A 24,570-nucleotide genomic window follows, 5' to 3' on the forward strand; every position below is an offset into this window, starting at 1 on the left:
TGCGCGCAGATTCCACGGGCCACCAGGGCCCGCTGCGTAACCTTAAGCCGCAGGCTTTTTCAGTACGCAGAGACGGCTTAGCAGCCAACAAATTTGAAGTTTTAATTAATCGCTTAAACACGCGTTCGTTGTGTGGCGAGGGTTTAACTTTTGCTTTTTTAGGGTTGGGGGATTACTTCATTTGGAGCAATCATCATGTCTAGCAGCCAATATGACTTCACCGTCACTCAACAGGACCTTGAGTTCATTCTCAAGCAAATAAAGATCGCTGAGGCGAGCACCAACCCGCTGACCGGGGCAGTAGAAAACTTGCCAGAGCTGGTTGGCAGCCCTTTGCTGCCATACGGTTTACGCACCGTAGACGGCTCTTGGAACAGCCTGTTACCCGGGCAGCAGGCCTTAGGCGCTGCCGATAACATCATGCCGCGCTTGGTCGAGGCGAACCTGCGCGATGCTGATCTTTCACCTCTCCAGTTCGGGCCACAGGTTCAAACCTCTTATACGCAAACCAGCGGCTTTGTTTTCGACTCGCAGCCGCGGATTGCCAGCAACTTAATTGTCGACCAAACCGCCAACAACCCCGCAGCTGTGGCCGCCGCGCTGCAAATGGCCGGGCATGCCGATCCTTATGGTGAGGCGAGTGTTATCGCGACTTTTAATGTTCCGGTACAGGCCGCCAACGTGCTGATTCAAGCCGCACAGGCGAGCATTATTGCGGCGGGCGACGACCCAACTCTGTTGGCGGCTGCGCAGCAGCAATTAGTTGATGCTAAGGCCGTGCATGCAGCGGCCTTTACCGCTTTGAGAGCTGAGATGGAGGATGCTGGCCTGACCGTGTCTGACAACGGCACCATCGGCATCGAAAACCTATCACCCGATATTGGCTTGTCACCAGCGTTCAACGGCTGGATGACGCTGTTTGGTCAGTTTTTTGACCACGGTCTGGACTTGGTAACCAAAGGCGGTAATGGCACCGTGTTTGTTCCGCTGCTGCCCGATGATCCACTCTATGTGGAGGGCAGTCAGACCAACTTCATGGTTTTGACTCGCGCCGCTCAAGTCAACGGGCCGGGTGCTGATGGCATCATGGGTACCAGTGATGACACCACCCACGAAAGCATCAACACCACTACACCGTTCGTGGACCAGAACCAAACCTATACCTCGCACCCGTCGCATCAAGTATTCCTGCGTGAATATGTGATGATCGACGGTAAGCCCATGGCCACTGGTCATCTGCTGAGTGGCGCGCACGGTGCCGGCAACTGGGGCGAAGTCAAAGCCCAGGCCAGTTCTATGCTGGGTATTCAGCTGGTGGATATGGATGTGCACAATGTGCCGTTGCTGGCCACCGATGCCTATGGTGCGTTTCTGCGCGGCCCTAATGGCTTTGTTCAGATCGTCACGGTCAGCGGTTTGGTCGAAGGCGACCCCGCTGCTAATGGCGGACTCGGTGTTTTGCTGCCACCCGATACGATCCGCAGTAATCATGCCTTCCTAGACGACATCGCACACGGTGCAGCTCCCGGTTTTGCTGACTTGGATAACAACCCGGCCACTCCGCGTACTGAGTTGCTGGCGGACTCCGACACAGTGGTGGGCTCCATGCCCAACCCCAATTTCGACCCTACATTACCTGTTGGGCCGAATAACATGCCGATCTTGCCTCAAGAGTTCGGCACTTATGACAATGAGCTGCTGGATCGGCACTTCATTACCGGTGATGGACGGGGTAACGAAAACATCGGTCTGACCGCTGTGCATACGATTTTCCATTCCGAGCACAATCGTCTGGTCGAGGCTTACAAGCAAACCATCCTCAACAGCGCCGACCTGAACTTTATCAATGAGTGGCTGTTGACTGACCTGACGGCTTTGGACCAAGTGCCAACTACTCCGACCGGTATCGCGGACCTTAATTGGGACGGTGAGCGGCTTTTCCAGGCCGGGCGTTTCGTCACCGAGATGCAGTACCAGCATCTGGTGTTCGAAGAGTTTGCCCGCGCCGTTCAACCGACGATAAACCCCTTCGTGTTCTCCAACTCACCCGATATTGATCCAGCCATCGTGGCCGAATTCGCCCATGTGGTTTACCGCTTTGGCCACTCAATGTTGACCGAGTCGGTGGATCGACTGGATATCAACATGCAGTCGGACGATATCGCTCTGATTTCCGCTTTCCTCAATCCGTTGGCCTTTGACAGTGATGGTGCCGTCAGTGTGGAGGCCGCTGCTGGGGCGATTGTGCGCGGTATGACGCGTCAGGCGGGCAACGAGATTGACGAGTTTGTCACCAGTGCGCTGCGTAACAATGTGCTGGGCCTGCCGCTCGACCTGGCTACGCTGAATATGGCCCGTGCGCGCGACACCGGGATGCCGAGCTTTAATGAGGCGCGCGCGCAGTTTTATGCCAACACTGGCGACAGTCAGTTGACGCCCTTTACCAGTTGGGCCGGCATGGCACCGGAGATGAAAAACCCGGCGTCGATCATCAACTTTATTGCCGCCTACGGTACTCACTCCAGCATCACCGCAGCCGATACCTTAGCGGGCAAGCGCGACGCGGCAATGACCTTGGTCTTTGGTGTTGCCAGCTCAGGTGGCACTGTCCCCACTGATCGCTTGGACTTCCTCAACAGTACCGGTACCTGGACGGCGGCCAATTCCGGCCTCAACGATGTCGACTTCTGGATCGGCGGTCTGGCTGAGCGCAAGAATGAGTTTGGCGGCATGCTCGGCGCCACGTTCAACTATGTGTTTGAAAGCCAGATGGAAAGCCTACAGAACGGTGACCGGTTCTATTACCTCAGTCGGGTGCAGGGCACCAACATGCTCAACGCGCTGGAGGCGAATACCTTCTCCAAGCTGATCATGCGCAACACTGACTTGGGTGACGAGGCGTCATCGCACTTGCCGAGCCTGATTTTCCACACCCCTGATCTGATCCTGGAAATGGATATCAGCAAGCAAATTGGCGCTGACCCCGTTGAGTCGAATCCCATTCTGCAGATCCTCCATCCCAAGGTTATTCGTGTTGCGCCCGGCGCCGATGTGGACGGTGACGGTAAGGCCGATGGCGGCTATTTGCGCTTCACCGGAGGCGAGCACGTGGTGCTTGGTGGTACAGCGGGCAACGATACTATTATCGGCGGCAATGGCATTGACACTATCTGGGGCGGTGCCGGTAATGACCGTCTGGATGGCGGCAATGAGGCCGACCAGGTGCATGGTGGCGATGGCGACGACATCATCACTGATCTTGGTACGCCAGCTGGCGGCGCAGATTTTCTACATGGTGACGCCGGCAATGATGTGATCTCGTCAGGCATGGGCAACGACCTGGTGTTTGGCGGGGCGGGTCAAGACTTCGTCATCACAGGCAATGATGCCACTGAGGTATTTGGCGGCCTAGACAACGACTTCATCCTCGGAGGCAACGATTCGGACTTCCTGTTGGGCAATGAGGGGGATGACTGGATTGAGGGTGGAGAGGGCTTTGACACCCTGGCCGGGGAGAACTCGGAGTTGTTTTTCAACAGCCCAATCATTGGTCATGATGTGCTCAATGGACAGGGTAACGACACTGACTACGACGGTGAGTCGGGTGACGACATCATGTTCCAGGGCCCTGGCATCCAGCGCAGTAATGGCATGGCCGGTTTTGACTGGGCAGTGCATAAGGGCGACCCCAATGGGGCTTTCTCTGACCTAGGTATCCCGATCTTCGTCAACCAGCAGGATCTGATCCTGCGTGACCGTTTTGACCTGGTCGAAGGCCTGTCGGGATGGAGCTTCAATGACACCTTGATCGGTCGCGAGGTGGTGACCGGGGCCGCAGGTGGCGGTGGTGGAGCGGCGATATTTGATGCCAACACCCCACTGGAAAGCTTCTCCAACGCCCTGCTGCAGTCCAGTGTTGACCGGATTGCGGGCTTTGACCTACTGGTCGAGCACTTGACTCGTGAAACCTTTACCTGGAACGGTAAGGAACACACTGTTGTGGTGATGGACGAGGCCGCAGTGGTGCGTGACGGCAACGGCATCGTTACCTTTGTCAGCGATACCCCCTCCGATATTCTGCTCGGCGGCGGCGGCAGTGACACCCTTCAGGGTAAAGCCGGGAATGACATTCTTGATGGCGACGCCTGGCTGAATGTGCGCATCAGCGTACTGACTGCGGTTCCCTCAGCGAGTAACCCAAACCCGGCTGAGTGGTTCAGCGTCGACAGCATGAATCAAATCAAGCTGCGCATGCTCAGCGGTGAGATCAACCCCGGTCAATTGCAGATCGTGCGGGAGATTCTCTACAGCAACAGTGCGGACGATATAGATACCGCAGTGTTCAGTGGCTCCTTTGCCAACTTCGATGTCATTGATAACTTTGACGGTAGCTTCCAGGTAGTCGATAACACCGGCGCTGAAGGCACTGACTGGTTGCGCAATATAGAGAGAGTGGAGTTTGCTGATCACACGATGTGGTTGGTTGACCGGCCTGCCACTGGCAGCGTGACGATTAGCAGTCTTACCCCAGCCGAAGATCAGCTATTGACCGTCACTGATACCATCAGCGACCCCAATGGGTTGTTGAATGCGACCATTACCTACACCTGGCAGGCCGATATAAATGGAGTGTGGACGGATGTCGGCAGTGGGGCCAGCTTCCAGCCTGGCGATGCTGAAGTTGGTTTGACGCTGCGGGTAGTGGCTTCGTTTGTCGATGATGGGGGTTATCCAGGATCGATTACGTCTGACATTACGGCGGCGGTCACTAACGTCAACGATGCACCGACTGGTTTACCGCTGCTTAGCAGTGATACTCCAATTGTCGGGCAGCTGTTGAGTGCGTCGACCATTGGCTTGGCGGATGCCGATGGCTTGGTCGGGGTGGCATTTGCCTTCCAGTGGCAGTCCGGTAGTGGCGCCACCTTCAGCGATATTGCTGGGGCTGATGGTGAAACTTTCACCGTCACCGCGGCGCAGTCGAGCCAGCAAATAAGGGTGGTGGTGTCCTACACCGACAACCGCGGCACGTTTGAGTCCGTCACATCGGCGGCGACGGCATTGGTTGCCAGTGCCGTGATCATCGGCACTAACGCTGCAGAAACCCTCACAGGCACCGCGTTTGACGATCAGATATTCGCCCTCGGTGGTAATGATGTGCTCAATGGCTTGGCCGGCAATGACTTGCTGGATGGCGGCGCTGGTAGTGACATCCTGGATGGTGGTTTGGGTGCCGATGTGATGATCGGTGGCACTGGCAACGACACCTACATTGTCGATGATGTTGGCGATGTGGTGACTGAGCTGGCGGGCGAAGGCATCGATACCGTGCTGACCTCACTGCTGAGCTATGTGCTCGACGCTAACGTAGAACGGCTGACCTATACCGGTATGGACAACTTTGTCGGCACCGGTAATTCCCTGGCCAACATCCTGACGGGCGGCAGTGGTAATGACAGCCTGGATGGCGGCGCCGGCGCTGATCGACTGGTGGGCGGGTTTGGTGACGACAGCTACGTTGTCGATGTCGCCACTGACATCATCATCGAAGGGGCTGGCGGGGGGACTGACACGGTCTACTCCACCAGTGACACCTTTAACCTACGGGCCAACGTAGAGAACCTGATCCATATCGGTAGCAATGCCACGCTGGTCAATGGCAACGGCCTGGATAACGTAATTCAGGGTGGTATCGGTAACGATACGCTGAATGGCGGTGGCGGCAACGACACCCTGCTGGGGGGCGATGGCAACGACAGCCTTAACGGCGGCGCGGGCAACGATACCCTGGATGGTGGCGTGGGTAACGACATACTGAATGGAGGCGGTGGCAATGATCGACTGACAGGGGGGGAAGGCAACGACATCCTGAATGTCAGTCAGGGCAACGATATCCTGGTGTTCGGGGCGAACTTTGGCAACGACAGCGTCGTTGGTTTCGACGCCAATCCGGGCAATGGCCAGGATCTGCTGAACGTCGCGTACTTCAACCTGACCGCGGCAACCTTTAACAGCCGCGTGAGTATCACTGACATTGGCAACGACACCTTGGTGTCAATCAATGGGGCTGATGGCGGCACTATCACCCTGATTGGGGTCACCAATGCGTCTACGGTGACCATTGCTGACTTCCAGTTGGTATAGGTTCGCGATGAAGGTATGCCAGGGACGGCACATTTAAGCCACGTTTAAAATTAAACCCCCCAGTCGAGAAAAACGGCTGGGGGGTTTTGTGTGTATTGACTCGGGTTTATTTGGACAAAAACCTCATGCCGTCCTCTAGGCCCTGCAAGGTCAGCGGGTGCATCTGATCTTCTAACAGCTCACGCATGATGTTAGTCGAAGCGGTGTAGCTCCAGGTGTCCTTGGGGTAAGGGTTGATCCAGATAAGCTTTTTGTACTTCTCCATAAAGCGCTTGATCCAGACGTAACCGGGCTCCTCGTTCCAGTGCTCGACACTGCCGCCGGCCTGGGTGATCTCGTAGGGCGCCATGGCCGCATCGCCGACAAATACCACTTTGTAGTCCGCGCCATACTTGTGCAGCAAGTCTTGGGTAGAGAAGCGCTCCGAGGTGCGGCGCAGGTTGTTCTTCCACACCGATTCGTACACGCAGTTATGGAAGTAGAAGTACTCCATATGCTTGAACTCGGTCTTGCAGGCCGAAAATAGCTCTTCGCAGACCTTAACGTGGGCGTCCATCGAACCGCCGATGTCAAAGAGGATCAGTAGCTTGACCGCGTTACGCCGCTCAGGGCGCATCTGGATATTCAACAGCCCGCCGTCTTTGGCGGTGTGGTCGATGGTGCCGCTGAGGTCAAGCTCGTCCTCGGCACCCTGGCGGGCGAACTTGCGCAGGCGGCGCAGGGCGACCTTGATATTGCGCGTGCCCAGCTCAACCTGGTCGTCGAGGTTTTTGTACTCGCGCTGATCCCAGACTTTGACCGCCTTGCCTTGACGCTTGCCGGCATCACCGACGCGGATGCCTTCCGGGTTGAACCCGCCTGAGCCGAACGGGCTGGTGCCGCCGGTGCCGATCCACTTGTTACCGCCTTCGTGGCGTTCTTTCTGCTCCTCGAGGCGTTTCTTAAACTCCTCGATCAGCTTGTCCAGACCGCCAAGGGATTCAATCTTGGCGCGCTCTTCATCGGTCAGCGAGCGCTCGAATTCTTTGCGCAGCCACTCATCGGGGATCAACGCCTCGATGTGCTGGTTAAGATTTTCCAGGCCCTTGAAGTAGGCCCCGAACGCGCGGTCGAACTTATCGAAATGCCGCTCGTCTTTAACCAGAATGGTGCGCGAGAGGAAATAGAACTCGTCCATATCAGCGAACACCACGTTGTGTTTCAACGCGTTGATCAGGTCGAGTAGCTCACGCACTGACACCGGCACCTTGGCGGCGCGCATTTCATTGAACAGGTTGAGCAGCATATAAGCGCCCTCATGAATAACCGTAGGGTGGGTTAGCCGCGCAGCGGCGTAACCCACCATCGATGCCGCAGGCACCGCCATGGCCAGCCAGTTGGCTGGTTGGTGGGTTACGCCTTTGGCTAACCCACCCTACAAGAACGTCGCTTAGCGCGAAGCGCGGCGGCTCATAAAGGCCAGGCGCTCCAGCAGTTGCACATCCTGCTCGTTCTTCACCAACGCGCCGGCCAGTGGCGGGATGGCTTTGGTGGGATCACGCTCGCGTAGCACCGCTTCGCCGATGTTGTCGGACATCAGCAGCTTGAGCCAATCGACCAGCTCGCTGGTGGATGGCTTCTTCTTCAGGCCCGGCACTTTGCGCACGTCAAAGAACACATCTAGCGCTTCAGCGACTAAGTCTTTCTTGATGTTTGGGTAGTGCACGTCGACGATTTTTTGCAGTGTCGCGCGATCTGGGAAGGCGATGTAATGGAAGAAGCAGCGGCGCAGGAAGGCGTCCGGCAATTCTTTTTCGTTGTTCGATGTGATGATGATGATCGGGCGTTTAACCGCCTTAATGGTCTCGTCGGTCTCGTAAACGTAGAACTCCATCTTGTCGAGTTCTTGCAGCAAATCGTTGGGGAACTCGATGTCAGCTTTGTCGATTTCATCGATCAGCAGAATCACCCGCTCTTCGGCCTCGAAAGCCTCCCACAGCTTGCCTTTCTTGATGTAGTTGCGCACATCGTGGACTTTGTCCGAATCCAATTGCGAGTCACGCAGGCGGCTGACCGCATCGTACTCGTACAAGCCTTGGTGGGCCTTGGTGGTGGATTTGATGTGCCAGGTGATCAGGCGCGCACCAAATGATTCGGCAAGCTGTTCAGCCAGCATGGTTTTACCAGTGCCCGGCTCACCCTTGACCAGCAGCGGACGCTCCAGAGTGATAGCGGCATTGACCGCCAGCTTGAGGTCGTCGGTGGCGACGTAGGACTGGGTGCCTTCGAACTTCATCGGTAAATCCTCGAACGGTAAGGCGCAGGCCATACCTGCGGGTTCAGTATTTGAAAAGCAGACTATAACGCGCAGCCCTGGCGACTGTGAACGCAGACGGGCCATTCAGTGACTGAATGGCGGGTCACGGAGTGCCTGTCACGGTTTCGGGCTATCAAACCGATTGTTGAATGCACGCACGAAGGCGTTGCGCAAGATCGCTTTGAAAGCCTGCCAGCGGCTAATGTCATAGGCGTTAAGGTCGCCGTCTATCTCCACGCGAGTGGCGAATTGGTCTTTGCGCTGGTTTTTCAGCAACCAGCTGCCGCCACCGACCAGGGCTTCCCACGCGCCGGTTAGCAGGTTCTTGTCCTTGGCGGCGACATCCTGCTGCCAGTCGAAGACTTTCATGTCGCGCAGCAGCGGTTTGGCATAGCCCTTGATTTTGCCTTGGCCGGCATCCAGTTCCATCACAAAGTCGCCATGACCGGCGGCGAAGTCAAAGTCGGCGTACGCGCGGGTGAAGCTGTTGAGCTGCTTAAGTTGGACATCGGTGATGCGCAGGCGCAGATCGAAATTATCCAGCTGGCCGAGTGGGTCGAAGTTGGCAGTGGTCTGCAGCGGCGCCTGTTCAAATACCTTGGCGGTGGCTTGTAAGTTGGCTGGTCGCGGATTGTCCGAGACGCTAACGTTGCTCAGGTTGCGCAACCGAGCATTAATCTCGCTGGCCTGCAGCTCTACTGGTGGCTTGGCGTTGAAATTGCGGAAAGCTAGGGTGCCGTCTTGTACACGGATTTCGTTGATGTGAATCGGCAACAAGCCTTTGAGTTGAGCCCGCCAGTTAACCCCCTCACCAGTCTGTGAGTCGGTGGCGTTACCGCCATCCACGAAGGTCAGCTGCGGCCGTTCAAAAGTGACTTCGGCGACTACAGAGCGGGTTTCCCAAAGCGCTCGCCAACTGACGGCCAGCTCGATGACAGGCGCTTCAAGCAGCGGCACCGGTACCTTGCCATTGAGTTTGACAATGCTCAGACCGTTGACTCGATAAGCCCCGCGCCATAGCGCTAGATCAATGTCGCTGATCTCGCCGCGGTAGTCGCCCATATTGGCCATTTGCTCATTAAAGTAATCGCGCAGCAGCCAGGGCAGGGCGATATGCAGGCCTACCAAAGCAATGGCCAAGCTCAGCAGTGTCCAGAAGGGGAGACGGTAGCGCTTTTTCATATAAAAGCAGACAGACCTTGTCGCAATAGGTTTCCAGCCAGGCAGTGCGCATGGCTGGACGGCGGCCAGAACCGGCCGTAGGCTTGGGAGCTTACTCGGCAACGCATGAAGAAGGACATCGCCATGAGCCGCATCTATGCAGACAACGCGCAATCCATCGGCAACACGCCGCTGGTGATGATTAATCGCCTGGGGCCTAAAGGCGTGACCATTCTGGCTAAGATCGAAGGGCGCAACCCGGCTTATTCGGTTAAGTGCCGCATTGGTGCGAGCATGGTCTGGGATGCGGAAGAGCGCGGCATGCTTAAGCCCGGTATGACCATCGTTGAACCCACCTCTGGCAATACCGGTATCGGCCTGGCCTTTGTGGCTGCGGCGCGCGGTTATAAACTGCTGTTGACCATGCCCGCGTCAATGAGCCTGGAGCGGCGCAAGGTGCTTAAGGCTTTAGGGGCTGAACTGGTGCTGACTGAGCCGACTAAAGGCATGAAAGGTGCCATCGAAAAAGCAGCCGAAATCGCCGCCTCTGACAGCAATACCTACTTTATGCCGCAGCAGTTCAATAACCCGGCAAACCCGGCGATCCATGAAAAGACCACCGGTCCGGAAATTTGGAACGACACCGAGGGTTCCATTGATGTGCTGGTATCGGGCGTCGGGACTGGCGGCACCATTACCGGCATCTCGCGTTACATCAAACAAACCCAAGGCAAGCCGATTATTTCGGTAGCCGTAGAGCCAATCAGCTCGCCGGTGATCAGCCAGACCATCGCCGGAGATGAAGTAAAACCCAGCCCACACAAAATTCAGGGGATTGGGGCTGGCTTTGTGCCAGGCAATCTCGACTTGAGCATGGTTGATCGGGTTGAGCTGGTCAGCGATGACGAATCCAAGGCGGTGGCTTTGCGCTTGATGCGTGAGGAGGGGATTCTCTGCGGTATCTCCTGCGGCGCGGCCATGGCGGCGGCGCTGCGTATTGCTGCTGAGCCAGAGATGCAGGGTAAAACCATTGTGGTGATCCTGCCGGACTCAGGTGAACGCTACCTGTCGAGCATGTTGTTTAGCGATATGTTTACCGATCAGGAGCTGCAGCAGTAAGCGGCTGCAGCCTCAAAAAACCGCCCACTGCAGGCGGTTTTTTTGTGTGTTTACTCGGTGATTCACGACCCAAGGTGGCTGTTTTAATTAAGCCTCGTCACGGTCGAGATAATTATTCAGTAAAATTAATGATCGGTGACCACAGGCAGCTCACGACCCGAAGCGGACTCTCAGATATGACTATGAAACAAGAGCGATTCAGTATATTCAGGGGGCAGCGTTGCACTTATATGTTGGATTCAGGTGTTGAAACGGCTGCAGAAGTTTTCCTGCGGGTCGGTGCACCGGCCATTCGCTCTAGAGTAGAACTGCAGGTCAGTGGCAATGCCAAGGGTATGAGCCTGGAAACCGTGGGGAGGAACGCAACTAACTGTGCGTTTCCGCTCTTTTGCGTTGGACCAGGCAGACGCTGCGGTGGCAGCTTAAGCGGACTGGGAGCAGGTTGATCTGAATGGTTATTAAGGTTCTGATTTGCTTTGGACTAGCATTGCTCAGTGGCAGGGTATGGGCGACGGAGATTGGGGTCTTCGCTCCGGAGGAAGCACCTTACCAGTACCTTGATAGCAGCTCGGGGCAAGCTGCTGGCTTTGCTGTCGAGGTCGTACAGCTGGTGCTCAAAGAGGCGGGCAGCAAGGTACCGATCCAGCTGCAACCCTGGCCAAGAATTGAATGCTGTGTGCTGGAGCAGCCCAATAACCTGATCTTTACCGTCTACCGCAATCAAGAAAGTGAACTGGACTACCGTTGGGTCGGGTCTTTGGTGCCCTTTAAGATAGTCGTCTATCGACTCAAGTCGCGCCAGGATGTACAGGCGAGCAGTGTCAGCGAGCTGGGCCAGTATCGAATCGGCGTTGCTGCGCAAGGCGGCCGGTTTCGTTATCTGAGTAAACAGGGTTTGGCCGCCAATCTGGATATTGCCAACAATGATGAATCCAATATTCGCAAATTTTTCCACGGCCGGTTTGACCTTCTGCCCGAAGATCCCACCATGCTGTTCTACTCGACCCAGCGTTTCGGCTTGGATTTCAGTCAAGTTGAGAGGCTTTTTGAGCTCACCGATTTGGCTGGCGAAGGCTATCTGGCCTTTACTCTGGGGACTGAGGATGCACTGGTTAGTCAATTCACGCGTGCGCTAGAAAAGGTCAAGTCAGGGTCGGCTTACCGGGGTTTGTTACTGAAGTATGGGTTGTAAGCGCTAGTGACGGCATGGCACCGAAAATCAAAAGGGGGAGTGAACAAGTTTTGATGAGCCAAGCCGGTACTTAAACTCCAGCTCGACCAGCGATTAAAAATAATTCACTTCCCCCCCCCTCATAGCCACATAGAGCAGGATGTTTATCCTGACAGTCGGTGCGACAGACAGGTGATTTGCATGAGTATGGGAACTGACTGACCGCTTTTGGCTGACTGCGGCCAATCACGAATTACAAACTAAAGGGTTCAGCGTTGTTTATCTTTGATTAATTCGGAGCGCCTAGGCTCCTAGAAGATAATTTACGCAGCCCTCTTTTGATCGCTGATCAGTTACTTAGGCCATATTGCAGTCTTTCAGACATTCTAGGATATCGACAAACAAGGGGCGCTCGGCAGGTTGCGGGTTGCCACACCGCGCATGCAGTTGCCACAAGCGGGTTTGTTGATGTGGCTGATCATACTTATTACAGCGGTTTAACAACTCCTCTAGCAAACAGGCAAAGGCACGGGCCTCGAGCTGTTGCAGGGCGATCCCGCTGCTGCTCTGTGGTTCAAAAAACGAAGCGGCGCCGAAATCGCCCAGTAGCGTTTGCCCTGCGGCGTCGACCAGCAAGTTATGGGCATACAAATCGCCATGCACGATGCCGCGCTCATGCAGATGAACGACGGCCGCCGCTGTGCCGTGCAAAATGCGTAATGCTTCTGCCAGGGTGAAACGACGCTGCTCGGCGTAACAATCGCGCGAGCAGCTGGCGAGTGAGGGCGGCCCTGCCAGGGGTTGGAAACTTGGCGCAATACGCTCCAGTAACAGACCGGGCGGGCCGTCCTGCATTGGTTCTAGTGGTCCGGCAACGCTGATCAGGTTGTCGTGTTCACCGGCTGCTATACAGGCGGCGATTTCACTGTGGGCAAGCCCGTCGCTGGTTATGTCACCTTTGAACAGTTTGACCGCCATGGCCTGCACTGGCTGGTTTGGCTGCTGCCAGGCTGCACTGTGGATGATCCCCGAGGCGCCCTGACCGAGTATTTCACCCAGCTCAAGCGTGTCGCGTGCGATGGTCGGCAGTGGGTGTTGGCGGAGAATTTCAGCTTCGCTGGCGTCACTGAATGGATTGCCGGCAAAGGCCAGCCAGCACAAGGACGGTAATCCCGTGAGCCATGCCGGCAGATGTTCTAGGCGGTTAGCCGCGATGCGCAGCAGCTCCAAGCGATGCAGATTGGCCAGGCTCTCGGGTAGTGCGCGGAGCTGGTTGCCCGCCAGCATCAGCTTTTGTAAGTACGCACAGTCACCTAACTCAGTCGGTAGCTGCTGCAGTCGATTGTCGGTAAGGATCAGCCAGCGCAACTTGGGCGGTAGTGCCGTAGCAGGCAAGTGTTGAATGCGGTTGCTTTTGAAACCGATCATTTCCAGCTGCGTGCAGTTGCCCAACCCCTCAGGTACTGAGGTGAACAGGTTGTCTGAGCAAAACAGAATACGCAGCTTATGCAGGCGGGCTAAGTCAGCGGGGAGTGCGCTAAGGCGGTTGCCCGAGAGGTTGAGCACTTCGAGGCTGTCGGCCAGAGAGAAAATCTCCTCTGGGAAGTCGGACAGGTCGCAGCAAAGGTCCAGCCGAGTAATACAGGCCAGTTCACCGCTACGAAGTTGTTCAAGGCTGTGCATAAGGGGCTCGCGCACTGGGGACACTGCCCAGCAGTGTTTGGCTGAGAAAGGGCGTAAGCACAACGGTGGCGGGCTTAGCTGGAATACGCCCGCTGCCGTGTGTCTATCCGCAGCAGAGTGTTAGTTGTCGTAACCCAAATTCGGCGCCAACCAACGCTCGCTGACGTTGAGGTCTTGTTTCTTGCGCGCCGTGTAGCTTTCCACTTGGTCCTTGTCGATTTTGCCGACGGCGAAGTACTTTGCCTGGGGGTGGGCGAAGTACCAGCCGCTGACCGAAGCCGCCGGGAACATGGCGTAGTGCTCGGTGAGGAATACCGCGCTGTCACCTGCCTTGTTGAATTCGGCTGCGGGGTCGAGCAGTTCAAACAGGGCTTTTTTCTCGGTGTGATCCGGGCAGGCTGGGTACCCGGGGGCAGGGCGGATGCCTTTATAAGCTTCTTTGATCAGCTCGTCATTGCTGAGCTGTTCTTCCGGCTCATACCCCCAGTGGGTGGTGCGCACCTCTTTGTGCAGCCATTCAGCGCAGGCTTCCGCCAGGCGATCAGCCAGGGCTTTGACCATGATCGAGTTGTAGTCGTCGCCAGCGTCCTGATAGGCCTTGGCCACTTCCTCGGCACCAATGCCGGCGGTGGTGATAAAGCCGCCAATGTAGTCGGTGATACCGCTGTCTTTCGGCGCGACGAAGTCGGCCAGGGAGAAGTTCGGCTTGGCGTCCGGCTTGATGGTTTGCTGGCGTAAGTGGTGCAGCATGGCGATGGGTTGACCGTCAGCGCCATACACTTCGAGGTCATCATCCTGCACCTGATTCGCCGGCCAGAAGCCAAATGTGGCGCGGGCACTGATCAATTTCTCGTCGATCAATTTTTTCAGCATCTCGCGGGCATCGGCATACAGCGAGGTAGCGGCTTCGCCGACCACTTCATCGCTGAGGATGCGCGGGAACTTGCCGGCCAGGTCCCAGGAGATAAAGAACGGCGTCCAATCGATGTACTCGGCCAAAACATTCAGGTCGATATTGTCCAGCACCTTCACGCCGGTAAATCTCGGCACGCTTGGCTGATAGGTCGACCAGTCGAACGTGGGCTTGTTCTCTACCGATTTGGCGTAGCTCAGACGCTCTGTGCGGGCGCTGCGGTTGGCGGTGCGCTCGCGCACTTCGATGTAGTCCAGGCGGGTGCGCTCGACAAAGTCGGCCTTGAGTTCCTTCGACAGCAATTGAGTGGCCACGCCGACGGCGCGCGAGGCGTCGGTGACGTAGATCACCGCATCGTTCTGGTACTTGGGTTCGATTTTCACCGCGGTGTGGGCTTTAGAGGTGGTCGCGCCGCCGATCATCAGCGGCAGGGTAATGCCCTGGCGCTGCATTTCGCGGGCGACGTGGACCATCTCATCCAGCGACGGCGTGATCAGACCGGACAGGCCGATGATGTCGCATTTCTCGGCGATGGCTGTTTGCAGGATTTTCTCTGCGGGCACCATCACGCCCATGTCGACGATGTCGTAGCCGTTGCAGCCGAGCACCACACCGACGATGTTTTTACCGATGTCGTGTACGTCGCCTTTTACCGTGGCCATAAGGATTTTGCCCTTGGCCTCCGGCTTGTCGCCTTTTTCCAGCTCGATAAAGGGGATCAGGTGACCGACCGCCTGCTTCATCACGCGGGCGGATTTAACCACTTGGGGCAGGAACATTTTACCGGCGCCGAATAGGTCACCGACCACATTCATGCCGCTCATCAGCGGGCCTTCGATCACCTCGATTGGGCGTGCGCACTGCTGACGGCATTCTTCGGTATCGTCGATGATGTGGCTGGTAATGCCCTTAACCAACGCATGCTTGAGGCGCTCAACCACGCTCCAGGTGCGCCACTCTTCGGTTTCGACTTCTTTGACGCTGCCATCGCCCTTGTAGTTGTCGGCAATCGCCAGCAGGGCGTCGGTGCCGTTTGGGGTGCGATTGAGCACCACGTCTTCGACCGCATCGCGCAGTTCTTTGGGGATTTCGTCGTAGATTTCCAGCTGACCGGCGTTGACGATGCCCATGGTCAGGCCGTTCTGGATGGCGTAGTACAAGAACACCGAGTGAATGGCTTCACGCACCGGGTTGTTGCCACGGAAGGAGAACGACACGTTGGACACGCCGCCTGAGGTCAGGGCAAAGGGCAGGTGATCGCGGATATACGCGCAGGCCTCAATAAAGTCGACTGCGTAGTTGTTGTGCTCCTCAATGCCGGTGGCCACGGCAAAGATGTTTGGGTCGAAGATGATGTCTTCCGGGGGAAAGCCCACTTCATTGACCAGAATGTCGTAGCTGCGTTTGCAGATTTCACGCTTGCGCGCGGCGGTGTCGGCTTGGCCGGCTTCGTCGAAGGCCATCACCACCACGGCGGCGCCATAACGCTTACACAGCTTGGCGTGGTACTTGAACTGCTCGACGCCTTCCTTCATCGAAATCGAGTTGACGATGCCTTTGCCTTGGATGCACTTGAGGCCGGCCTCGATCACTTCCCACTTGGAGGAGTCGATCATGATCGGCACGCGCGAGATGTCCGGCTCGCCGGCGATCAGGTTGAGGAACTTCACCATCGCCGCCTTGGAATCGAGCATGCCCTCGTCCATGTTGATGTCGATGACCTGAGCGCCGGCTTCCACCTGCTGCAAGGCGACTTCCAGGGCCTCGGTGTAATTCTCTTCGCGGATCAGCCGGGCGAAGCGCGCCGAACCGGTGATGTTGGTGCGCTCGCCAACGTTGATAAACAGCGAACTGCGGTCGATGGTGAAGGGCTCAAGACCGGACAGGCGGCAGGCTTTGGGGATTTCTGGAATGACCCGCGGCGGGTACTTGCTCACCGCTTCGGCAATCGCCTGGATATGCGCCGGCGTGGTGCCGCAGCAACCGCCGATGATGTTCAAGAAGCCCGAGGCGGCGAACTCTTCCACCACCACCGCCATTTCAGCCGGGGTTTCATCGTACTCACCGAAGGCATTCGGCAGGCCGGCATTGGGGTGGGCGGAGACGTTGGTGCCGGCTTTAGCGGACAGCTCTTCCAGATACGGACGCAGGTCCTTGGCACCCAAGGCGCAGTTCAGCCCCACGGAGATCGGCTTGGCGTGGTTGACCGAGTTCCAGAAGGCTTCGGTGGTCTGCCCGGAGAGGGTGCGGCCGGAAGCGTCGGTGATGGTGCCGGAGATCATGATCGGCAGTTCGACGTTGTCGTCTTCAAACACCTGCTGCACGGCGAAAATCGCCGCCTTGGCGTTGAGGGTGTCGAAGATGGTTTCAATCAGAATCAGGTCCGCGCCGCCCTCGATCAGGCCACGGGTAGCCTCGACGTAGTTTTCCACCAGTTCGTCGAAGGTGACGTTGCGGTAGCCGGGGTCGTTGACATCCGGTGAGATCGAGCAAGTACGGCTGGTCGGGCCTAGCACGCCGGCGACAAAGCGTGGTTTGTTCGGGGTTTCCAGGGTCTTGGCATCCGCCACGCTACGAGCCAGGCGCGCACCTTCGACGTTCAGCTCATAGGCCAGGCTCTGCATGCCGTAATCGGCCTGAGACACCTGAGTGGCGTTGAAGGTGTTGGTTTCCAGAATGTCCGCGCCGGCATCCAGGTAAGCCTTCTCAATAGCGCCGATCACATCCGGGCGGCTGAGAATCAGCAGGTCGTTATTGCCTTTAACGTCGCTTGGCCAGTCAGCAAAGCGGGCGCCACGGTAGTCCTCTTCCTCCAGTTTATAACTCTGGATCATGGTGCCCATGCCGCCGTCGAGGATCAGGATGCGCTCAGCGAGGGCCTTCTGTAGGGCTTGGAGACGGGCGTTACGATCAGACATGGGGAACTACCTGGAGAGCGGAAACAAAGGCGGCGATGATAGCAAAGCTGCACGCTTTTGCAGCGGGCGCGATTTATCATGAATATAGTTCATGTTGATGGGTTCGCCTTGCTTCGCCGCAGACAGCTAAAATCGCCGCCTATGCCATTTTAGAGACGCTTCTATGTTCTGCCGCTTACTGTTTAGCGCGTGTGTATTGTTCATCGGCTCAATACAGGCGGCCGAACCGCTCTCCTACAGCCGCGACATCCAACCGATTTTTACCCAGCACTGCGTGGCCTGCCATGCTTGTTATGACGCTGCCTGCCAGCTCAACTTGGGCAGCGGCGAAGGCGTGCAGCGCGGCGCCAGCAAGGCTACGGTGTACAACGGCGCACGCAGCCAGGCGCAGGTCACCACCCGTTTGTATGTTGACGCCCATGGCGCCGCTGCATGGCAGCGCAAAGGCTTTACTTCGGTGCTGGAACCACAGGACAGCCAGGCCGCTCTGCTGGCGCGCATGCTGGAGATGGGCCACCAGCAACCGTTTGCCGCCAATAGTAAACTGCCGGCCGAACTGAATATCAGCATCAAGCGGCTCAACCAATGCCCGCTGCCGCAGCAGTTCGCCGAGTTTGCCCAGCAAAATCCGTTAGCTGGCATGCCGTTCGCGGTGACCGGGTTAAATGATGGCGACTATCAGACACTGCAAAATTGGCTGAAACAGGGTGCTCCGGTAGATCAGCAGGCACTCCAGGCCAGTGCGGCGGAAGCGCAGCAGATTGCCACTTGGGAAGCCTTTATGAATGCCCCCGGTGCTCGCGAGGCGCTGGTTTCGCGCTGGTTATTCGAGCATTTGTTTCTCGCTCACATGCATTTCGCGGGGGGGGAGCTAGGACATTTCTTTCAAATGGTGCGCTCACGCACGCCCAGCGGGCAGCCGGTGGACATCATCGCGACACGCCTACCTAACGAGGATCCTGGCAGCGAGTTCTATTACCGCCTGAGGCCGGTGCAGGGTGTGATCGTGCATAAAACCCATGTTACCTATGGGCTGAGTGCGGCCAAGCTTGCGCGAATCAAGCAGCTGTTCTTCGCATCGAACTGGCAGGCAGAAGCGGTGCCAGGCTACGGCCTGCAGCGCCGTGCCAATCCGTTCGAGACCTTTGCCGCTATTCCTGCTCAAGCACGTTACCAATTCATGCTGGATAACGCCGAATACTTCGTGCGCACCTTTATTCGCGGGCCAGTGTGTCGTGGGCAGATTGCCACGGATGTGATTCGTGATAATTTCTGGACGCTGTTTCAGGACCCGCAACACGACCTGTACATCACCGACCCGGCGTACCGCGAGCAGGCGAACGCGCTGCTGGCCATGCCTGGGCAGCTCGATAGCATCAGTGACCTCGTCGGTCTGTGGCGCGCCTACCGCGATAAACGTAATGAATACGAAGGGCTGCGCATGCAGCGTTATGCCGACGCGCCTGCGCCGAGTTGGTCGCATATCTGGGCCGGTAACGACAATGCGCTGCTGTCGATCTTTCGCCAGCATGACAGCGCCTCGGTGCGTAAAGGTCTAATTGGTGAAGTTCCGCAGACGATTTGGTGGCTGGACTTCCCTTTACTTGAGCGCACCTACTACCAGTTGGTCGTAAATTACGATGTGTTCGGCAACGTATCTCACCAGGCGCAGACGCGGCTGTACTTTGATTTAATCCGCAACGGGGCGGAGGTCAATTTCCTGCGTTTAATGCCCGCCGCGTCGCGTCAGAACTATTTGGACGATTGGTACCAAAGTGGCGGAAAACTGAAAATCTGGCTCGACTATCACGCTATTGACAGCAAAAGTCCGAGTGCCTTGCAGCTGGCGGGCAGTGATCCTAAACGGCAGTTTGTCGAGACCCTACTGGAGCGCTACGGTAGCCTGAATGCGCGGCCTGACCCGATCAATCGTTGCAGTGGTGCGCATTGCCACCGCCCTGGCATTGACGCCGAACTGCAGCGCGCTGAACAGTCTTTGAGCCGTCTAACGGCCAAGCCGGCCGGCGCACTCAAAGTGATTGATCAGCTACCGGAGGCCACCCTGCTGCGGGTAGAGATGGCCGATGGGCAGCGTGAGGTGTACAGCCTGCTGCGCAATCGCGCGCATTCCAACGTGGCCTTCATGTTGGGCGAAGAACTGCGCTACCAGCCGGCCCTGGATACTCTGACGGTCTACCCAGGAGTGCTCAGCAGTTACCCAAACTTTATCTTCAATATCCCGGCGGCACAGGTGGCGGAATTTGTCACGGCGCTAGAGCAGGCCCGCGACGCGCCCGCCTTCGAGCAGGTGGTTGAACGCTGGGGCATTCGCCGTACTCACCCGCAGTTCTGGCGCTTCTTCCACGATATGGCGGCCGCTATCCAACAAACCGAGCCTATTGAGGCCGGCGTGCTAGATATGAATCGCTATGAGAATTTGTAGCGGCGGGGCAGGTGACGCATGGCACGTGTTAGGCGTGCCATGCGCCATGCTGTTTTAGCGGTTGAAGCGCTCTACCAGGGCGTACTGGCCTTGAGCGGTGGCGGTGAGAGCTTCGCTGAGCAAGGCCGTGTCATGCGCCTCGCCAGCCGTTTTATCGGCGAGCTGGGCGATGGTGGTGATGCTGCGGTTGACCTCGTCAGCGACGGCGCTCTGTTCCTCGGCGGCAGCAGCGATCTGGTCGGCCATGCTGGCGATATTGGCAACGGCGTCACTGATTCCGGCCAGGGCGTCGTCGGCCTGTTGCACACGCACAACGCCTTCTTCTGCCTGTTTACGGCCGATTTCCATGGTCATTACCGCTTCTTCAGCCGTGCGTTGCAGCTTGGCAATCAGCTGGTGGATCTGCCCGGTGGATTCAGCCGTACGCTGCGCCAGTGAACGGACTTCATCTGCGACCACCGCAAAACCACGGCCCATTTCCCCAGCCCGTGCGGCTTCGATGGCGGCGTTAAGTGCGAGCAGGTTGGTCTGGTCGGCGATGCCTTTGATCACATCGACTACACCACCGATTTCATTGCTGTCTTGCGCCAGGCGGGTCACCGTTTCGCCAGTATCTCCGACCGACTGCGACAGGCGTTGAATGGCTTGACGGGTTTCGCTGGCAATAGTGCGGCCGGCGCTGGTTAGGCGATTCGCATCCTGGGTGGCGATGGCCGTACGCGCTACGTTGCTGGCAACTTCCAGGGTGGTGGCCGCCATTTCATTGATGGCGGTGGCAACCTGATCGGTTTCGCTGCGCTGGCGTTCTAACCCGGCAGAACTGTTGTGCGCCAACGAGTCGGCTTGCTTGGCTTGCAGGGTCAACTGCTCGGCAGTGTCCTGCAGCCGCGTCAGACAGGTTTTCAGGCGCGCTTCCTGACTGAGAATGGACATTTCCAAACGACCCTCTGAGCCTCGGCTGTCGGTGTACATCTGCGCAATAAGCGGGTCGGAGGTGGTCTGGTCGGCCAGCTTTAGCAGGCGTTTAAGGCCACGCTGCTGCCAGTTCAGGCCGATCAACCCGAGCGGGACTGATACGGCCGCAGCGAGGGCAAAACCCCAACTGGTGTCGAGCCACGCGCCGATCAGAAAGCCGATCTGACTGATCAGGATAAACGGCAGCCAGTTTTGCAAAACCGGTAGCCAGCGGTCACTGCTCGGGATGGCTGACTTGCCGCTATTAATGCGTTGGTAGAGCGCCTCAGCACGGCGCACTTGTTCGGTGGTCGGCTTCACCCGCACCGACTCAAAACCTATTACCTGATTGTTCTCGGTGACTGGCGTCACGTAGGCATTGACCCAGTAGTGGTCACCATTTTTGCAACGATTTTTGACAATGCCCATCCATGGCCGGCCTTGCTTCAAGGTGTCCCACATGTGCTGGAACACCGCAGGCGGCACATCTGGATGGCGTACTAAATTATGTGGCGCACGAATCAACTCATCACGGGTGAAACCGCTGATGTCAACAAAGGCATCATTGCAGTAGGTGATCTGACCTTTGGTGTCGGTGGTGGAGATCAGTCGCTGCTGCGCGGGGAAGCTGCGGTCACGCTGAGTAATAGGCTGGTTGTTACGCATGGCGGGGTAATCCTTTAATCGATGCCATATGATCGGCCATTGCTGCTAGAAGTTGAATAAAAAATACCGCGCGCCTTAGCCGCGGTATTTTTTTCACTTAAGCAGGCAAGCCTCTAGAACAGTCTCTGCAGACTTTTACGGGGCAGCGATCAACTGACGCAGTACATAGTGGAGGATGCCGCCTGCTTTGAAGTACTCCACTTCGTTAAGGGTGTCGATGCGGCACAGTACTTCAACACTTTCACGGCTACTGTCCTCGCGGAGGATGTCCAAGGTCAGCGTCATCGATGGGTGCAACTCCACCCCATCGAGCCCGCATATATTGAGTTTTTCTTTACCTGTAAGACCCAGCGTTGTGCGGCTTTGTCCAAGCTTGAACTGCAAAGGCAAGACGCCCATGCCGACCAAGTTGGAGCGATGGATGCGCTCGAAACTCTCGGCAATCACCGCCTTGATCCCAAGCAAGTTGGTGCCCTTGGCGGCCCAGTCGCGGCTAGACCCGGTGCCGTATTCCTTGCCGGCAATCACCACCAGCGGGGTGCCGGCGTCTTGATAGCGCATGGCAGCATCGTAGATCGACAGCTGCTCGCCGCTCGGTATGTGCAAGGTATTGCCACCTTCTTCGCCGCCAAGCATTTCGTTGCGAATACGGATGTTAGCGAAGGTGCCGCGCATCATCACGTGGTGATTACCGCGCCGTGAACCGTAGGAGTTGAAGTCGACTGGTTCGACGCCTTGTTCACGTAAATAGCGGCCAGCCGGACTGTTGGCCTTTATATTGCCGGCCGGAGAGATGTGATCGGTGGTCACCGAATCGCCGAGCAAGGCAAGGATAGCCGCCTGGTGAATGTCACCAATGTGCGGTGGTGCGTCGGCGATATTTTCGAAAAACGGTGGGTGCTGGATATAGGTCGAGTCGTCCTGCCAGGCATAAGTAGCAGCCTGCGGTATTTCGATGGCCTGCCACTCTGCATCGCCGGAAAACACTTCAGCGTATTCCTTGTGGAACATGGCGGTATCGACCTTGAGAATCGCTTCGGCGATTTCCGCCTGGCTTGGCCAGATGTCTTTGAGGTAGACCGGATGACCGTCTTTGCCTTGGCCCAGCGCTTCGCGAGTGATGTCGATGCGCACATTTCCGGCCAAGGCATAAGCCACTACTAAGGGCGGCGAGGCCAGCCAGTTGGTTTTCACCAACGGATGCACGCGACCCTCGAAATTGCGGTTACCGGACAGCACCGAGGCGACGCTCAGGTCGGACTGCTGGATGGCCTGTTCAATCGGTTCAAGCAGGGGGCCGGAGTTACCGATGCAGGTGGTACAACCGTAACCGACCAGATCGAAGCCCAGTTCATCCAGATATTTAGTCAGTCCTGCGGCGTTGAAGTATTCGGTGACTACTTTTGAACCGGGGGCCAGCGAGCTTTTAACCCAAGGCTTACGCTGCAGGCCTTTTTCCACGGCTTTTTTCGCCAGCAGGCCGGCAGCCATCATTACGCTGGGGTTGGAGGTGTTGGTGCAGGAGGTAATAGCGGCGATGACCACCGCGCCGTTCTTCAGTCGGTGGATCTGCCCATCATGTTGATAGTCGGTCTCGCCGACCAGCGCTGCGCTACCGACCGCTGCGCCACCACCGCCTTCGCCGATAAGGCGGGCATCCGCGCTGGCCTCAGGCTTGACCTGCAAGGCGATAAAGTCATCGAAAGCGTGTTTGACTTGGGGCAGGGTGACGCGATCCTGCGGACGTTTCGGCCCGGCCAGGCAAGCTTCTACGCTACCCATGTCCAGTTCAAGGCTGTCGCTGAACAGCGGCTCAACACCCGGCTCGCGCCACAGGCCCTGGGTCTTGCAGTAGGCCTCAACAAGTTTGACGGCCTGCTCCGGACGACCGGACAGGCGCAGATAACCGAGGGTAATCGCGTCGACCGGGAAGAAGCCGCAAGTGGCGCCGTACTCCGGCGCCATGTTGGCGATGGTGGCGCGGTCAGCCAGTGGCAAGTCGGCCAGGCCATCACCATAGAACTCGACGAACTTACCCACAACGCCTTTGCTGCGCAGCATCTGGGTGACAGTCAGTACCAAATCGGTGGCGGTGATGCCTTCTTTGAGTTTGCCGCTGAGCTTGAAGCCGATCACTTCGGGAATGAGCATCGACACCGGCTGACCGAGCATCGCCGCTTCTGCTTCTATGCCGCCCACGCCCCAGCCAAGTACGCCGAGGCCGTTGATCATAGTGGTGTGCGAGTCAGTGCCCACCAGAGTGTCGGGGAAGGCAAAGGTGTGGCCGTTCTCTTCCTTGGTCCATACGGTGCGCCCAAGGTATTCCAAGTTGACCTGGTGGCAGATGCCGGTGCCCGGCGGCACTACGCTGAAGTTATCGAAAGCATGCTGGCCCCAGCGCAAAAAGGCATAGCGTTCACCGTTGCGCTGCATTTCCATGGCAACGTTTTGCTCGAACGCGGATTGGGTGGCGAACTTGTCGACCATGACCGAGTGATCGATCACCAAGTCAACCGGTGACAGCGGATTAATCTTCTGTGGATCGCCGCCGGCCTTAGCCATGGCGTCACGCATGGCGGCCAGATCAACCACGGCCGGTACGCCGGTGAAGTCCTGCATCAATACCCGCGCTGGACGGTACTGGATTTCCCGCTCCGAACTGCGGCTCTGCAGCCAGTCAGCCACGGCCTGCAGGTCAGTGCCGGTGACGGTTTTACCGTCTTCCCAGCGCAATAGGTTTTCCAGCAAGACTTTCAGTGACATGGGTAGCTGATCGATATTGCCCAGCGTCTTGGCGGCTTCGGGCAGGCTGAAATATTGGTAGCTGTGGCCATCAACGTCGAGGCTACGACGGCTGTTCAGGCTGTCTAAGGAAGGCATTGCGCATCTCCTTGGGCTTGCCACGGTGCAAGCCGGATTAATTACTGCAGAGCGTTCACCCTAGCCCTGCCGGGTCATGCTTGCCAAGTATTGGCGAGCGAGAGGTCGGTTGCTAAGCACCGTTTCTTGTTGCTGGCACCGCCATGGTGTTGGCTGGTTGCACCTCAACGTTAAATACGTCGGTTTAACCATCGTCTGCTCTAACTGGACAGGTCGCGGGGG

At 57.3% G+C, this 24,570-nt stretch carries 11 protein-coding genes; 4 read left to right on the forward strand and 7 right to left on the reverse strand.

Translation table 11 applies throughout. From position 1 onward, the window contains the following. Window positions 1-195 precede the first annotated feature (195 nt). Window positions 196-6,144, forward strand: coding sequence for a peroxidase family protein (locus BMZ32_RS10355; RefSeq protein ID WP_090241893.1), 5,949 nt, complete (start codon window positions 196-198; stop codon window positions 6,142-6,144). A gap of 106 nt (window positions 6,145-6,250) precedes the next feature. Here BMZ32_RS10355 and BMZ32_RS10360 read toward each other — a convergent pair whose 3' ends face one another. The 3 genes from BMZ32_RS10360 to BMZ32_RS10370 all read right to left on the reverse strand — a co-directional run bounded on the left by BMZ32_RS10360 (window position 6,251) and on the right by BMZ32_RS10370 (window position 9,622). Continuing rightward, entirely contained in the window at window positions 6,251-7,429 is a 1,179-nt protein-coding gene (locus tag BMZ32_RS10360) for a vWA domain-containing protein (protein ID WP_090241894.1), read from the reverse strand. Window positions 7,430-7,573: 144 nt separating this feature from the next. Next, entirely contained in the window at window positions 7,574-8,419 is an 846-nt protein-coding gene (locus tag BMZ32_RS10365; protein WP_090242107.1) for an AAA family ATPase, read from the reverse strand. Window positions 8,420-8,557: 138 nt separating this feature from the next. Continuing rightward, the gene (locus BMZ32_RS10370; RefSeq protein ID WP_090241895.1) at window positions 8,558-9,622 is read right to left on the reverse strand and encodes a DUF748 domain-containing protein; all 1,065 of its coding nucleotides are present in this window, start codon (window positions 9,620-9,622) and stop codon (window positions 8,558-8,560) included. Between the two features lie 123 nt (window positions 9,623-9,745). Between BMZ32_RS10370 and cysK the strand changes: the two genes are divergently transcribed. Then, window positions 9,746-10,720, forward strand: coding sequence for a cysteine synthase A (gene cysK / locus BMZ32_RS10375; RefSeq protein WP_090241896.1), 975 nt, complete (start codon window positions 9,746-9,748; stop codon window positions 10,718-10,720). 451 nt (window positions 10,721-11,171) lie between these two features. Continuing rightward, window positions 11,172-11,912 (forward strand): substrate-binding periplasmic protein, encoded by a 741-nt coding sequence (locus BMZ32_RS10380; protein ID WP_090241897.1) that lies wholly within the window; start codon window positions 11,172-11,174, stop codon window positions 11,910-11,912. Window positions 11,913-12,248: 336 nt separating this feature from the next. Here the strand turns inward: BMZ32_RS10380 and BMZ32_RS10385 are convergent, their stop codons facing one another. Together BMZ32_RS10385 and metH are read right to left on the reverse strand one after the other, a co-directional pair. Further along, on the reverse strand, window positions 12,249-13,574 hold the full coding sequence (locus BMZ32_RS10385; RefSeq protein WP_090241898.1) for a leucine-rich repeat-containing protein kinase family protein: 1,326 nt from the start codon (window positions 13,572-13,574) through the stop codon (window positions 12,249-12,251). Between the two features lie 120 nt (window positions 13,575-13,694). Beyond that, entirely contained in the window at window positions 13,695-17,405 is a 3,711-nt protein-coding gene (gene metH, locus BMZ32_RS10390) for a methionine synthase (protein WP_090241899.1), read from the reverse strand. 163 nt (window positions 17,406-17,568) lie between these two features. On the opposite strand from metH, the gene BMZ32_RS10395 reads away from it, so the two are divergent. Further along, window positions 17,569-19,848: a fatty acid cis/trans isomerase gene (locus BMZ32_RS10395; RefSeq protein WP_090241900.1), complete on the forward strand. Its 2,280-nt coding sequence runs from the start codon at window positions 17,569-17,571 to the stop codon at window positions 19,846-19,848. Between the two features lie 54 nt (window positions 19,849-19,902). Here the strand turns inward: BMZ32_RS10395 and BMZ32_RS10400 are convergent, their stop codons facing one another. After that, the gene (locus BMZ32_RS10400) at window positions 19,903-21,468 is read right to left on the reverse strand and encodes a methyl-accepting chemotaxis protein (RefSeq protein WP_090241901.1); all 1,566 of its coding nucleotides are present in this window, start codon (window positions 21,466-21,468) and stop codon (window positions 19,903-19,905) included. A 135-nt stretch (window positions 21,469-21,603) separates the two neighbouring features. Continuing rightward, on the reverse strand, window positions 21,604-24,348 hold the full coding sequence (acnA, locus tag BMZ32_RS10405; RefSeq protein WP_090241902.1) for an aconitate hydratase AcnA: 2,745 nt from the start codon (window positions 24,346-24,348) through the stop codon (window positions 21,604-21,606). Window positions 24,349-24,570 lie beyond the last annotated feature (222 nt).

The sequence above is a fragment of the Pseudomonas guineae genome, from assembly GCF_900113745.1.
In the GTDB taxonomy this organism is placed as follows: domain Bacteria; phylum Pseudomonadota; class Gammaproteobacteria; order Pseudomonadales; family Pseudomonadaceae; genus Aquipseudomonas; species Aquipseudomonas guineae.